Annotated in this window: 13 protein-coding genes and 1 pseudogene; 6 read left to right on the top strand and 8 right to left on the bottom strand. The window is 51.0% G+C overall.

All coding sequences use genetic code 11. From position 1 onward, the window contains the following. Together MV421_RS07395 and MV421_RS07400 are read right to left on the bottom strand one after the other, a co-directional pair. Positions 1 to 716 (bottom strand): annotated as a pseudogene (locus MV421_RS07395) (RNA-guided endonuclease InsQ/TnpB family protein); the annotation flags it as partial. A gap of 137 nt (positions 717 to 853) precedes the next feature. Continuing rightward, positions 854 to 1,552 carry an acetate--CoA ligase family protein gene (locus MV421_RS07400; protein WP_297518094.1) on the bottom strand — a complete coding sequence of 233 codons (699 nt, stop codon included), beginning with the start codon at positions 1,550 to 1,552 and terminating at the stop codon, positions 854 to 856. 146 nt (positions 1,553 to 1,698) lie between these two features. Between MV421_RS07400 and MV421_RS07405 the strand changes: the two genes are divergently transcribed. Next, complete coding sequence (locus tag MV421_RS07405; RefSeq protein WP_297418324.1) at positions 1,699 to 3,009, top strand: DUF4139 domain-containing protein; 1,311 nt, start codon at positions 1,699 to 1,701, stop codon at positions 3,007 to 3,009. Here MV421_RS07405 and MV421_RS07410 read toward each other — a convergent pair. Continuing rightward, positions 2,996 to 3,229, bottom strand: a complete 234-nt coding sequence (locus MV421_RS07410; RefSeq protein ID WP_297418327.1) for a hypothetical protein — start codon at positions 3,227 to 3,229, stop codon at positions 2,996 to 2,998. The two genes, MV421_RS07405 and MV421_RS07410, sit on opposite strands and share 14 nt — an antisense overlap. Before the next feature lie 93 nt (positions 3,230 to 3,322). On the opposite strand from MV421_RS07410, the gene MV421_RS07415 reads away from it, so the two are divergent. The 3 genes from MV421_RS07415 (at position 3,323) to trmBL2 (ending at position 8,721) form a co-directional block, all read left to right on the top strand. Beyond that, on the top strand, positions 3,323 to 3,853 hold the full coding sequence (locus tag MV421_RS07415; RefSeq protein ID WP_297418330.1) for an SWIM zinc finger family protein: 531 nt from the start codon (positions 3,323 to 3,325) through the stop codon (positions 3,851 to 3,853). Positions 3,854 to 3,904: 51 nt separating this feature from the next. Next, the gene (gene rgy, locus MV421_RS07420) at positions 3,905 to 7,597 is read left to right on the top strand and encodes a reverse gyrase (RefSeq protein WP_297418268.1); all 3,693 of its coding nucleotides are present in this window, start codon (positions 3,905 to 3,907) and stop codon (positions 7,595 to 7,597) included. Positions 7,598 to 7,926: 329 nt separating this feature from the next. Then, positions 7,927 to 8,721 carry an HTH-type transcriptional regulator TrmBL2 gene (gene trmBL2, locus MV421_RS07425; RefSeq protein ID WP_297418333.1) on the top strand — a complete coding sequence of 265 codons (795 nt, stop codon included), beginning with the start codon at positions 7,927 to 7,929 and terminating at the stop codon, positions 8,719 to 8,721. Between the two features lie 38 nt (positions 8,722 to 8,759). On the opposite strand, the gene MV421_RS07430 is transcribed toward trmBL2, so the two are convergent. The 5 genes from MV421_RS07430 to MV421_RS07450 form a co-directional block, all read right to left on the bottom strand. Further along, positions 8,760 to 9,773 (bottom strand): hypothetical protein, encoded by a 1,014-nt coding sequence (locus tag MV421_RS07430; RefSeq protein WP_297418271.1) that lies wholly within the window; start codon positions 9,771 to 9,773, stop codon positions 8,760 to 8,762. Further along, on the bottom strand, positions 9,757 to 10,794 hold the full coding sequence (locus tag MV421_RS07435; protein WP_297418273.1) for a DUF4855 domain-containing protein: 1,038 nt from the start codon (positions 10,792 to 10,794) through the stop codon (positions 9,757 to 9,759). Before MV421_RS07435 ends, MV421_RS07430 begins: the two co-directional genes overlap by 17 nt. 118 nt (positions 10,795 to 10,912) lie before the next feature. Next, complete coding sequence (locus tag MV421_RS07440; protein WP_297418276.1) at positions 10,913 to 11,125, bottom strand: FaeA/PapI family transcriptional regulator; 213 nt, start codon at positions 11,123 to 11,125, stop codon at positions 10,913 to 10,915. Then, a complete protein-coding gene (locus MV421_RS07445) occupies positions 11,125 to 11,445 on the bottom strand; it encodes an Sjogren's syndrome/scleroderma autoantigen 1 family protein (protein ID WP_297418279.1) in 321 nt (106 codons plus the stop codon). The genes MV421_RS07440 and MV421_RS07445 overlap by 1 nt, the downstream gene beginning before the upstream one ends. A 4-nt stretch (positions 11,446 to 11,449) precedes the next feature. After that, positions 11,450 to 12,175 carry an arginase family protein gene (locus MV421_RS07450; protein WP_297418283.1) on the bottom strand — a complete coding sequence of 242 codons (726 nt, stop codon included), beginning with the start codon at positions 12,173 to 12,175 and terminating at the stop codon, positions 11,450 to 11,452. A gap of 139 nt (positions 12,176 to 12,314) precedes the next feature. Here MV421_RS07450 and hxlAB point away from each other — a divergent pair, with 139 nt between their 5' ends. Together hxlAB and MV421_RS07460 are read left to right on the top strand one after the other, a co-directional pair. Then, positions 12,315 to 13,535 (top strand): bifunctional 3-hexulose-6-phosphate synthase/6-phospho-3-hexuloisomerase, encoded by a 1,221-nt coding sequence (hxlAB, locus tag MV421_RS07455; protein ID WP_297418287.1) that lies wholly within the window; start codon positions 12,315 to 12,317, stop codon positions 13,533 to 13,535. A gap of 53 nt (positions 13,536 to 13,588) precedes the next feature. Beyond that, positions 13,589 to 14,344: a hypothetical protein gene (locus MV421_RS07460; RefSeq protein ID WP_297418290.1), complete on the top strand. Its 756-nt coding sequence runs from the start codon at positions 13,589 to 13,591 to the stop codon at positions 14,342 to 14,344. Positions 14,345 to 14,347 lie beyond the last annotated feature (3 nt).

Genomic DNA, 14,347 nt, shown 5'->3' on the forward strand with positions numbered 1-14,347 from the left:
CAATCTTCTTCCGCCAGTAGAAGGCAATGCTCTTGAGTGGTCTTCCGTTCACGAGAAAACTTTCTCCATTCTCGACATAGACGGCCATTAAATTGTTCACTCCTAAATCAATTCCAGCAGAGAGGTTGCCCAACGGTTGTCTTGGAACTTCAACCCACTTGTCCTCAATTAGTTTCTCTTCCACGATAAAGCTAACGTGAGCATACCATTTTCTCTTTATTGGGTCGTAGATTATTTCTAACCGTCCTTGTTTTGCCTTTGAGGTGCATTCTGCCCTTGAACGGGACTTCGAGACGTTTGAACTTTCCAAGCCCCTTGAGGAGTACCTTGTTGCCTTCAATCTTGTACTGGTCGTTCCTGAGGATGATTAAGGGTTTTCTCTTCCCGTCTTTTCTGAGATAGTTTGGTGGTTTCGGTTTGAGCCACTCGGGCAGTTCTCCGTTCCGCTTACTCCTTAAGAGTGAGAAGAAGCTCCGCCAGCTTTCGGCGTTCTTCCTACAAATTTGCTGGACTGTGGCAGAACCCATTTCTCCTTTGAATTCCTCGTAAACAATCTTTTCGGTTTTATTGAAGTCAACTGGTTTACCCTCAAAGAATTCCTGCCTGCGGAGGTAGTTTACTCGATTCTAGACTTTAACCCCAATGTCGGCTAACTCGAAGAGGACTTTTTCTTGTTCTTTGCTTGGTTGGAGTTTTACCGTTACTGCTCGCTTCATTCCAAAGTATGGTATTGTTCTTAGGCTTTAAAAGAGTGTTGCTTTCCCGCTTAAGGGTCAGTTGGGTGGTTGATTGTACCCCGCCCTAAAGGGCGAGGCCTTCGGGAAGAAAAAAGTAAGGACGGGGGCAGAAGCCCTCAGAGAAGCATCCTCGCGTCGACGGCTATGGCTGAGTCCTCGTAGGCGAAGATGGGGTTGATGTCGAGTTCTTTGATCTCAGGAAGCTCGAGGGCAAGATCGCCGATCTTAACAATTATGTCGGCAAGGGCCTCGATGTCAACGGGCTTCTCACCGCGCGCTCCAGCCAGGATCGGGTAGGCCTTGATCTCCTTTATCATATCAAGGGCCTCGTCCTTGCTTATCGGGGCGACGCGGAAGCTGACGTCCTTGAGTATCTCGACGAAGATGCCGCCTAGACCAAACATGATGGCTGGGCCGAACTGCGGGTCGCGGATCATGCCGACAATAACCTCCTTGCCTAGCGGGAGCATCTTGTAGATGATAACGCCCCAGAGGTCTGCATCGGGCTTGTAGTTCTTGGCGTTCTCCATGATGGTCCTAAAGGCCTGCTTGGCCTCTTCGTCGCTCTTGATGTTGACCTTGACACCGCCGGCGTCGCTCTTGTGGATGATCTGCGGGGAAACGATCTTCATGACAACAGGGTAGCCGATCTCCCTGGCGAACTGAACGGCCTCCTCCTCGTTGGTGGCGACCTTGAAGTCCGGAACCGGGACGCCGTAGAGCTTGAGTATCTCCTTTGCCTCCGGCTCGACGAGTGGCCTGTTCTCGGCCGTCGCCTTTTCGATGACTGCCTTAGCCTTTTCAATCCTGTCCATACCAATCACCTCATCAGCCTGACACTCTCCACTTCGCCGACACAGTTAAAAGGGTTTCCATTTGCCAACCCCTTCGCTTTGAATCCGGTTGAAGCGATGCCCGGGTTATAAATACTCCCTCGATCAAGTAGTTACGGGTGATATCCATAAAGAAGAAGCTTATTGCCGGGGCCGGTGTGGTTCTGCTGATTATCCTGTCGGTCTTTTTGTTTCAGGGTGAGAAGGCCACCGCGAGCGATACGACAGTTGTCCTCTATAACTCAGCCAAAATCGGCGTGATAGAGGAGACGAGGGAGTTCGAACTTAAGGCTGGCCTGAATGAGGTTCCCCTCAATGAGCTGGCCGGACTGAACATCGCTGAGGTCACGATAAGGCCCCTCAATGGCGGGGTTCAGGTTCTCGGCGTTTTCAGCAGGGGTTCTAACGGCGACGTTTACTCGGCGAACATTGGCAGTGAGGTGGAGATAAAGCTGAGGAGCGGTGACGTCATCAAGGGCAGGTTTCTCGGCTTCAAAAACAGGAAGATAGCGGTCGAGGGCGACGGCTACTACCTGATAAACCCTGCCGAGGTTTCATACTTCAAGGCCAAGAACCTCGACGGAAAGGCAAGGGTTTACGCGGTTCTCCAGGCGGACAAGGCCGGAAAGTACAACGTCAGCGTGACCTACAGGGTGGCGAACATGAGCTGGGAGAGCAGGTACAAGCTCTACATCGGGAAAGATGCCAAGCTCTACGGTTACGTCGTGCTCAACAACCCGACGGCTCAGGAGTTCAAGGACGCAAAGGTTCTCCTCATAGCCGGCGACGTCCACCTCAACCAGGCCCTTCCGCAGCCGCGCGTTCTCTACGCCAAAGCGGCCTCTTCAGGGACCTTCCAGATCGGCGAGCCGCAGAAGGTCGAGGCGTTCTACCTGTACAGGCTCGGAATCGCCGACCTCAATCCCTCGAGCACCATGATGTACCCCTACGTGACCATCGAAGCCCCATACCAGCGCGAGTACCTCTACGAGAGCTGGGCCGGGAACGGCGAGAGGCCGGTCTACGAGTCAATATCATTCAAGACCGACAGGGTTCTCCCCGCGGGAACCGTTGAGATCTACCGCGAAACCGATGATGGAAGCCTCCTGATTGGCGAGAACTCCATAGAGCACACACCCAAGGGCGACACTGTTAGGATAGGCATCGGCAGGGACTACGACCTTAAAGGAACCACCACGATACTCGAGCAGAGGAGTGGAGAGGGCTACTCCTACTACAAGGTGAGGATAACCCTTCAGAACTTCGGCAACGAGACGAAGACTGTCCTTGTCAGACACCACAAATGGGGAAAAGTAATGACCTCAAGCATTCAGCCGACGGACGAGACGGCGAACTACGTGGAGTTTAAGATAACGCTCGAGCCCGGGGAAAAGAAGGAAATAGTCTTCGACTATGGGGTGGGTATTAGCTCTTCCTGAGAGTTATCTCAAACCTCTTTTCTCCTTTTGTTATGTCCAAGACGAGGCTCTTGTCGTAGTCAATGAACTTCGTGCCTATGACTGTGTAGCCCTCTCCATTGAGGAACTCCGCCATTTTAAGACCAAGGTCGCCGAAGAACTCGGCCGCCATTGCTGCCATGCTCGGCTCCTTGATGTCAAGCTCATCGTGGTATCTCCTTGCGAGTTCAAACACGTCCATCGCCACCACCGTAGGTTTTACTCGTCGGTGGATAAAACGCTTTCGCAGAATCGAAAGGCTTAAAGAGGGTCTGAAAAAGCCACATCGATGGCCATGGATGGGAAGACCCTCAGAAAGGGTGAGCGCTACTACAAATCCGGCAGGGTTCTCTGGGTGATCAAGCACGGAGACAGGCTTTTCTCCAAGATTCTCGGCACTTACCCCTACTACGTCGAGCTTGACCTGAAAACCGGCGAGAACCGCTGCACCTGCCCCCTTGGTGGGGACTGCAAGCACGTTGCGGCAGTTATGAAGGCCTATGAGAACGGTTTCTACTTCGAGACCTTTGAGGAGCAAGCTGAACTCTTTCCAGAGGCAACCGCGATGGAGTTCCTGAGTGAGGTTCCAGACTTGGCCCTCGATGTTACGCTGAAGGAGCTCCGCTTCGCCTTAACCACCGACGAGAGCGGGAGCGAGGTCGCGAGGCTCTTCCGGAGGGCTTTGAAGCTCGTGGCGCTGACGGGAAGGAAAGAAGCGCTCCACGTCCTTGAGGAGGTCGCGGGGGAGTACGAACACATCTTTAAGGACTACAAGCTTTCCCTAAAGCTAGAAGATGAACTGAGGGAACTTGAGGCGTCCCTCTAAAAAGTCTTATAAAGTCTCTCCTCGCGAGAATAGGAATTAGAGGGTGAGAAGATGAAGGCGATATACAGGGAGATGTGCCCGAACTGTTCTAGGAGGATCTCCGACGAGAGGCTTGTGAGTAAGAACCCCTGCGATGAGTGCATTGATACTCCCGTTCACGCCGATTCCTATTTTGAACTCGTCACAGCTGTTAAAAACGCCCTGCAGGTTAGGGGCACGCTTAGGGAGTGGGAGAGAGTCTACTCCCTGGAGAAGAACCTCCGCGATGTCGAGGCCTTCTTCGAAAAGGCCACAGGCTTTACCTTCTGGAGCGCCCAGAAGACGTGGGTGAAGAGACTTCTCAAGGGGAGGAGCTTCTCCATCATAGCCCCGACTGGAATGGGCAAGAGCACCTTCGGGGCATTTATGGCCGTCTGGCACGCCACAAAAGGAAAGAAGAGCTACATAGTCGTTCCCACAACCCCCCTCGTTGTTCAAACTGTGAGGAAAATCCAGGCCATATCTGAGAGGGCCGGCGCTGAGATAAACCTCGCCTACTACCATGGCAACCTCCGGAAGAAGGAGAAGGAGGAGATGCTGGCCAAGATAACCGGTGAGGACTACGATATCCTCGTTACCAGCGCCCAGTGGATGGCGAGGAAGTTCGACGAGGTTCTCAAGGGTAGGCATTTCGACTTCATCTTTGTGGATGACGTTGACGCTTTCCTCAAGGCGAGCAAGAATATAGACCGCTCCCTCTACCTGCTCGGCTTCAACGATGAGGTCATCCAAAAGGCTTGGGGGATAATCAAGCTAAAGAGGCAGATGTCAAAGTATCTCAACGGCCGCGCCCAGGACAGGGAAGAGAGGCTGAAGGAGCTTAACGCGGAGATATCAAAGCTCCAGCGCGAGATTGAGGAATTCAAATCGAAGAACAACATAGGCATCATGATAATCGCCTCCGCAACCGGAAGCGCGAGGGGTGACAGGATAAAACTTTACCGCGAGTTGCTCGGTTTTGAGGTCGGTTCTGGAAGGAGCGCGCTCAGGAACGTCGTCGACAGCTACATTAAACCCACTAAGAAGGTAGAGGAGCACGTGGAAGAGCTTCTCACGATGCTCGGCAGGGGCGGGATAATCTTCACACCAACCGACCAAGGTCTCGGCTATGCGGAAGAGCTCGTCAACTACCTCCGCGAGCGCGGCTTTAGGGTCGAACTTGTCAGCTCAAAGAACAGGAAAGCCATCGAGAGGTTTGAGAACGGTGAAGCTGACTACCTCGTGGGTTCCGCCACCTACTACGGCTCCCTTGTTAGAGGTCTCGATTTACCCCACCTCATACGCTACGCGGTCTTCACCGGCGTACCAAAGTTCCGCTTTAGCATAGACCTTGAAAGGCCCACCATATACCGCTCCCTGGGGTTGTTAAGTGAGATAATGGACTTCCTGAGTGATGAGGATAGGAAAACCGCTGAAAAGCTCCACGCCCGCTTGAGGAGACTCATAAGAAACATCCCCCAGTTCGAACTGATGAAAATAGAGGAGGCTTTGGCTGAGGGCCTTCCCATAGAGGACGAGTTCCACAACCACGTCCTTGACATTTTCCGCGAGCTGGTGGGGTTCCTCAGGAAGGCCCTTTGCGATGAGGAAGTTCTGAGGAAGCTCGCTGAAGATCCCTTCGTGAGCCTAACTGAAGATGGTGGCAAGTGGTACATCGAGATTCCAGACGTTAGAACCTACATCCAGGCTACCGGAAGGACCAGCAGGCTTTTCGCGGGTGGAATAACAAAGAGTCTCAGCGTCCTCATAGTTGACAACGAGAAGGTTTTCAACGGCTTAGTGAGGCAGATGCGCTGGCGCTTCACAGAGTTTCAGATGGCCCCCTTTGAGGAGCTGGACCTCGATGATGTTCTTAGACAGATAGATGAGGACAGGGAAAAGGTTCGCCTGGTGATGGAAGGCAAGATAAGCGCCAAGGTGAAAGATCTAGTCAAGTCCGCCCTCATGATAGTCGAGAGTCCCAACAAGGCCAGAACCATAGCCAGCTTCTTCGGTCAGCCGAGCAAGACAAGGATAGGCGATCTGGTCGCCTACGAGGTCAGTATAGGCAATATGATGCTGACGATTTTAGCCAGCGGCGGGCATATGTTCGACCTTGTGACGAACGAGGGTTACCACGGCGTCCTGATCGACGAGAGGGACGGTATTATGAATTTCATCCCGGTCTACGACACCATAAAGCGTTGCCGTGACTGCGGATATCAGTTCATTGACTGGGAGAACAAGGGTGTCTGCCCGCGCTGTGGTTCAACCAATGTGCGCGATGCCCTCGAGAACGTTAAGGCGATGCGCGAGTTAGCGCAAGAGGTGGACGAGATACTCATTGCCACCGATCCTGATACCGAAGGGGAAAAGATAGCCTGGGACATTAGGAATGTCCTCAGTCCTTACACGCCCAACATCAAGCGCATAGAGTTCCACGAGGTAACTAGGCCAGCCATAATGCGCGCCATCCAGGAGGCACGGGACGTCAACGAAGGTAGGGTAAACGCCCAGATTGTGAGGAGGATAGAGGACAGATGGATAGGCTTCGAGCTGAGTCAGGAACTTCAGCGTGTCTTCGAGAACCGCAACCTCTCAGCCGGGAGGGTTCAGACCCCTGTCCTGGGTTGGATAATAGAGCGATACAAGGAGTTCAGCGAGAGCGAAACCTATTTCCTGGGGTTAACGCTGGAGAATGGCCTTCAGTTCGCCGTTGAGATAGGTAAGGATGGGAAGAACGTTGAGCCTCCCAAATACGTAACCGTTGAGGATGTCCATCTCGAAGAGAAGGAGTTCAATCCCTCCCCACCTTACACCACCGACACCATGCTGAAGGACGCCTCGACCTTCCTGAAGCTTTCTGCACCCGAAACCATGAGATTGGCGCAGGACCTATTTGAGGCAGGATTGACGAGCTACCACCGCACGGACTCAACCCACGTCAGCAACACCGGAATAGAGATAGCAAAGGAGTACATAACCCAGGAAGTTGGTGGAGAGTACTTCAAGCCGAGGTCTTGGGGTGAGGAGGGAACACATGAGGCCATAAGACCGACTAGGCCGATAGACACCGGCCGCTTAATGCAGCTCATCCGCGATGGTGTTATCCAGCTCCCCAAGAACCTCACTAGGAACCACTACAGGCTCTATGACATGATATTCAGGAAGTTTATGACGAGCCAGATGAAGGCTGCGAAGCTCCTCATGGAGAGGGCAGTCATAGACGCGGACGTTGGAAAGGCAGAGCTTGAGGGCTACGTCGAGATAATAGATGACGGCTGGACGAAGCTCCGCTCGCCACCCTTCAGGCAACTCCCGAAGCTCGAAAAAGGAGCAAAGCTCAAAGTGGTTGAGACCAAGAAATGGAAGGCTCCCCAGGTTTCTCTCTACAGTCAGGGCGACATAATCTCCCTCATGAAGGAGAGGAAGATAGGCAGACCCTCCACTTATGCAAAGATAGTCGAAACGCTGATGAGGCGCTACTATGTCTTTGAAACGCGCGGAAGAAAGAAACTCGTGCCGACCGATCAGGGTATCAAGGTCTACCACTATCTCATAAGTAAGTACAAAGAGCTTGTCAGTGAGGAGAAGACGAGGGAACTTGAGGAAACGATGGATCTAGTGGAGAAGGGAGGGATGGATCACCAGAGTGTTCTCAGTAATCTGTACAAGGAGATAGTTGAATATCTTAGGAGGGATAGGAGAACCCAACCTGAGGGTTAGTGAGGTTTACCTCCAACTCTTGAATTTAGAATTCTCAACATCTAATTTTGTTTCACATCCTATTGCTCTCACTACGTTACATGACCTCTGACCAAGGTCGGGTACTACTGGGCACTGCGTTCTAATCGAACCTTTGCAGTCATGTTAAACCAAAAATTTTTAAAGCTAATTGGTGGTAATAGGTTTGCATGGCAATGCAATGGCAATAACATCTAGGGGAGTCATTCAGCCAAATCGTGGTGACTAATGACAGGAACTAACCTTCCTAGGAAAAAACTTATATGTGTTTATATCGATTACACAGTATAAGAAACATGGTGGTGGTAAGAATGGTTAAGGACAAGATGGTTGAGCTCCTTCAGGAGCACTTCGAGTTGAACCTCTACGAGGCAAGGGCGTACGTAGCACTGGTCGGCTTCGGCGTTCTGACACCGGCGGAGCTTGCCAGCGTCTCGGAGGTTCCCGCCCCAAGGACCTATGATGTTCTCAGGAGCCTTGAGAAGAAAGGCTTCGCCATAAGCCAGCCAGGCAAGGTCAACAAGTACAGGCCGGTTCACCCAGAGAACATCCTCGAGAAGTTCATCGAGGAGTGGCAGGAGAGGATCGCGGAGGAGCTTGAGGCCAAGAAGAAGGCCAAGGATGAACTCCTCCAGCTTATGAAGCCCCTCATCGAGACCGAGATTCCAAAGTACGGCGTCGAGAAGGTCTGGGTTGTCCGCGGAATCAGGAACGCCACTCTCAAGACCAAGGAGATGTTCGAGGACGTCAAGGAGCAGATACTTCTGGCGGACGACGGCTACATCGCCATCAACCTGGAGAGCGATATCATCAAGGCCATAGACAAGGGCGTCAAGGCCAAGATACTCGTCGCCCCGAACGTCCTCCAGAGGCTCAACACCTCAAAGATAATGGACTATTACAAGAAGGGCAAACTCGAACTTAGGGTCCTCGACAAGTTCGAGCTTCCAATGCTCATCTGCGACGACGAGGTATTCTTTGCCCTTGAGGACATGGCGGCCCGCTACTTCAACTACGAGACCCAGATATGGATCAAGGACTTCCGCGTTAAGGCCCTGTTCGAGGGCAAGTTCAACGAGTACTGGGAGAAGGCCAAGAAGGCCTGATTTTTATCTTTCCATTTTGAAAAACAAGGAAGAACGGTCTAACGCCTTCTAACCTTCTGGGCAACAAGCACAGTTGTTGCCAGCAAGACTAAAAAAGCAGGTCCGCAGATGTCCTTTTTGCTAGAAGTTTGGGGCGATGCTGATGTTTTGTTCGTTCTTTCAACGGTGTTTCTGGGAGAACGCGTGATGCCCCTCTGGGCAGGCATTTGAGTCTTAGTTTTGTTTAAATTTAAAGGGGTATTCTCTCGAGGGGTAGCTGACGTGCAGGCCGTTACATTGACGATTTTAACGCTCTTGGGGAACCAAAAAATGGGAACGGTGGTGTTTGGTGGGAGTCTGTTGAAAAAGTCCTCTAGAGTGGTGTTCATGTTCAGATAGATCACAGTTACATTTCTTGCGTGATTCCCCCGTCTGAGAGTGAAATAAACTGGAAAGACACTTGAATTTGCTAAAATAACAGATGGACAACATTCATGGGCCCAGCACCATGCGTTCTTGCTCATCGTGACACAGATGTCATTCATCGGTGTTTCAATCTGCCAGCCGTTTATCACTGCGGTGGAAGTACCATTTTTTGAAAGTTGGGACCAGTTACGGCTGACTGGTTCAACGCAAAAACTCCTCTGGTTAAACTTATAGACCTTCTCGATACCCTCAGATGAATCCTGAGGGTAAGCCGTTATATTCAAATACCAGCTCCTGTTAACGAAAACTACCCCGTTATAGTCCACGAACGTTGAGTTCGTTGCTTTTGTAAAGTCCAAAGAGTATAGTCGAGAGCCGTTGAAATAGAGTAGAGATCCACCTATGGGCGTCATGTCAAAGTCATAGCAAAAGCCAGCCTTACAGTCGGGCGCATATTGGAAAAGTTGAAGATAAACGAAAGCATCGCTTCCGCTTGATATAATGGAGTATTCAACCCTGTAAACGTAATCCTCTAATGGGCCATGCTTCAAGTCCACGTTGTTGCAGGTTTCGTTTGAGGCTTGAGCTGGAACAACGCTGAGAAGGAAAATTAGGGATATGAAAACAGCCTCAAACGTACGGTTCATTGAGTTCCCTCCTGCATTGCTCTTGGAGGGTGTCTATTACTTTGAAATCTGTGCTGAAGTAGTATGCTAAGTTTGATGGTTTCCATCCGACATCGTTTAGCGCTCTAACGTAATCCAGGGCGTAATCAATCGCCTTCTGTGGCTGGTGTTCTCTGCAGTGCTCATAACACTTTTCAAGGTTGCAGTCGCACTTCATGCCCTCAGGGCAATTATACCCATTGCCACAGTTGCAGGGAATTCCCAGTATGGTCCTGTCGGCTTCCATTTCTATTGAAATTCTTGTGTTTGGGTTTTTAATGTTCCTCGGGAGTTCCTCATAAACCCAGCGGATCTTCTCGACTAACTTCTCGTATGAGTACGGAAACGTTTGTTTATGCCCGTTAATGTACTCGATACAGACGCCGTTCTGATAGTAGTTCGGCTGGACGAAAACGTAGTCAAAATAACCACCAATATTGAGAATTCCATCGAAAGAATCCTTACGCAAGTAGGTTACACCCCTATCCCCAGTCGCCGGAATCCAAATGAATTCCTGGCCATGATTATGAATGTAGTTACTCATGTACTGGATGAACTCCTTCGTAACGTGGGCCTCATCGTAAGAGGTAGTCTGAAGGCAACTCTCATAACTCCAGTAGAATCCAGTAATGTCAGTGTTATCAACGCTCAGAACACCATCAATCCAGCCCTTGTAGTATGAGTTCACGCCAGAGTACTCAAACGGTATCTGCACTTGATCCCGCGGAAATCCCTCGGGGCGGCTAAAGGGTATTGTTATATACACTGGCATCCCATATATGTAGTTGGACACCCATCTTGCAAATTCCCTCCCATCGTTGTATCCCGAATTATAGAATGGTCCACTGTACTTAATCCCCCTCCCTTCTCCGCTGAGAATGACAATCCTGTCAAAACCCCTCTCTTTAAAGTCTTCAACGGTGGCTTTTCTACTCCCCACAGTCATCCTCGACTCGTAGTCAGAACCATTCCACGTAACCCACCATAGTGCGAACTTTGCCACAGGTCATCACCATCGTGAGTACTGTCGAGTGTATAAAAACTATTTGAATTTCTACTTGTTAAAATTGCACGGACCAAAAATTGGAGATAAAAACCAGTTACGCAGTCTCCAAAAGAGTTCAGACGTATTTAAACTCCTCTTCCTCCTCGCTCTTCTCCTTGATCTTCCAGAAGAGCTTGCCGTTCTTCTGGTAGCTCTCGACCTTTCCCTGCTCTGCAAAGCGGAGCAGGTAGCGCCTTATTTCCATTGCTTTTATGCCCGTAGCCTCGGCTATTTCTTCTATGGTCTTCGGGCCTTCGTTGAGAATCTCAAGCACCTTCACGTTCTTCATCATCCTCCCTCCAATTTTTTATAGCGCTCCAACAGTTCCATTATCTTCTCCATTGCCCTTAAGTGTTTCTCCAGTTCGTCAATATCCTCAGGAAGGGAGTTGGCGAGCTCGTTCAGCTTTTCCCTCAATCTTTCTTCAACTCCCTTTATCTCGCCCTTCCTCTGCTTTTCCCTGTACTCGCATACCGGGCAGAAAACCCTACCGTCCTTCTCGAAGAGCGGCGAGCCGCACTTGGGGCAGTGTTTGTCAAGCATCTTCGCGCCGGAAAGCATCAAAGGCATTATGATGTTGCGCATCTCCCACTCCGTTGGCCCTTCCATTGAATCACCCCATCAAGAGCTGGAATACCTCAACGAAGGCCTTCTTTCCGAGGTGAGAGCGCCTTATTCTGTCTGAGACCTCTGCGATATCGAAGGCGGTTATCCTGAAGTTTTCCTTTATGCCCTCTAGGAGTTCGAGGAGTTCCTTAAGGGTAAGCTCCCCGTGCTGGAAGCGGGCTATCCTGTATTCCGGCCTGAGAACGTCGAGGTCGACGGTGAGATAGACTTCATCACCGAGGTACTTCTTCGTTTCGTCGAGTATCTCCAGCAAATCATTTGTTTGGAGGTTTTTGTAAGCCCTCCACTTCCCCCTAACTTTTCTGCTTCTCAATAGCGCCGGGAAGATTTTGACGCGCCTCGTCCAGAGCTGGGTTCTCTCGGTAGTTGGTATCATAAGCACTGGCGCCAGAACGACGGCCCGGTTTATCAAGTGCTCTTCAAGGGCGTAGGCCAGCCACGAGCCGTGGTCGAGGTAGTCGTGCATTAAATCGGTGTGAGCGTCAACGCTGATTAAAGCCGGGGGGCTAAGTTTTTGGACGATGCCGTAGGTGGCGAGGTGTTCGCCGATGATGTAAGCCCTGTCTAAGGGTACCCTCTCGGGGAGCAGTTCAACCCTGCTGGATTCAACTATAATATAGTCATCTATGAGCTTGTTTCTCTTGAGGAAGTTTAGGACGTAGATAACACCGTCCCTATTTGGCTTCTCCCCGAATGGGACGAACGTTACCATACTACTCCACCGTTCCGGTTTCCACGCTTATCTTTTAAACCTTGGTGAATTCTTTGAACATCTCTATGTTAATCCACCAAGCCAAAGTTTAAAAAGTGGCAACGAGAGATTAAACTGAAAACCCTTTGGAGGCGAGGAGATGATACTCCAAGTTGCCCTTGACCTTACTGACGTTGAACAGGCCATTTCTATCGCAGAGAAAGCTGCACATGGCGGCGCTCACTGGCTTGAGGTCGGGACTCCGCTCATCAAAAAGGAAGGTATGCGCGCGGTCGAGCTTCTCAAGAGGCGCTTCCCTGACAGGAAAATCGTTGCGGACCTCAAGACAATGGACACCGGTGCTTTGGAGGTTGAGATGGCGGCAAGACACGGTGCGGATGTTGTTTCTATCCTCGGCGTTGCAGATGATAAGACCATCCTCGATGCAGTTGATGTCGCAAGGAGGTATGGGATTAGGGTGATGGTCGATCTTATAGGCGTCAAGGATAAGGTGAAGCGCGCCAAGGAACTGGAGAGGATGGGTGTTCATTATATACTTGTCCATACTGGTATAGACGAGCAGGTTCAGGGAAAAACTCCATTGGAAGACCTCGAGAAGGTTGTTAAAGCCGTTAAGGTTCCCGTGGCAGTTGCAGGCGGTTTAAACCTTCAGACCATCCCCAAGGTTGTGGAACTCGGTGCGACAATAATAATCGTTGGCGGGGCCATTACAAAGGCAAAAGACCCCGGGGATATCACAAGAAAGATAATCGACATCTTCTGGGGAGAGTATATGATGACCATACGGAAGGCCATGAGGGACATAACGGAACACATAAACAGCGTTGCCGACACCATAAAGCTCGAGCAGGTTCGCGGCTTCGTCGATGCGATGATAGGGGCCAACAAGATATTCATCTACGGCGCTGGAAGGAGTGGCCTCGTTGGTAAGGCATTCGCGATGAGACTCATGCATCTCGACTTCAACGTCTACGTCGTCGGCGAAACGATAACACCAGCCTTCGAACCCGGCGACATCCTTATAGCGATAAGCGGTTCGGGAGAGACCAAGAGTATCGTCGACGCGGCACAGATAGCGAGGGCCGAGGGAGGAAGGGTCGTGTCCATAACCTCCTACGCCAACTCCACCCTAGGAAAGCTCGCCGATGTGGTCGTTGAGATACCCGGCAGAACTAAGGAGGACGTCCCTACGGACTATATAGCCAGGCAGATGCTTACGAAGTACAAATGGATTGCTCCTATGGGAACCCTTTTTGAGGATTCCACCATGATACTTCTCGACGGGGTTATAGCCCTCCTTATGGCCACCTTCCAGAAGACGGAGAAGGACATGCGCAAGAAGCACGCAACACTGGAGTGAACGAACCGAAAAGGATATGAACGCCCATCCTTATTTTCCTTTTAGGGGTGGCGATGGAATCATTTACTCACCTGTTCGTTGGAATAGGGAATGCCGGTGCTCGAATCGTCAACAACATAAGCGCGGACGGTACGGTTAGGGTTACCGTTAACCCCGCCTATCTCCTCATGCCCCGCGCCAAAACTTACGAAAAAAAGCTCCGCGACTTCTTCTCCCGCCTTCCGAAAAACACATTTCTCTGGCTTATCTTCGAGGATAAGGAAGCAAACCACCTCGTCCGCCAGATAATAATAGAGAGCGTTCCCTCCGACACGATAAAACTCGCCTACGTCCTCACACCCCGGAGGGAACTCGTACACGAGGGAAAGCCCCCCTGGGCAGATGATTTTGAGACCGTCTTCTACGACTCCCTATGGGACTTTTTCTCGGGGCCTGACGAACCCCTCGCCACGGCCTTCCATGCCGCCTCACGGCACATAGCGGAGATGTTCTCCCGCTTACACTACTACCTTGAGAGTCAGATGCTCGTAAACATAGATTACGCGGATCTCTTTAACATGATAAAGGGCGGAAACGTCGGAATCCTCCGCCTCCTCCACAGGGTTGACTTCAACTGGCACTGGGGAATCTGGGAGCGTGGCCTTGTAGGTATCCTCGTTGGGAGCGAGTTTCCCCTGATGAACGCACACAGAATACTTAAGAACTTCCAGGAGGTACTCTCCGAAAAGGACATAATCTGGGGGGTCATAATCGACGAGAACCTCGACAGGGAGGTTGAGATACTCTCCCTGCTGGTCAAGAAGTGGTGATAG

This window comes from Thermococcus sp. (genome assembly GCF_027023865.1).
In the GTDB taxonomy this organism is placed as follows: domain Archaea; phylum Methanobacteriota_B; class Thermococci; order Thermococcales; family Thermococcaceae; genus Thermococcus.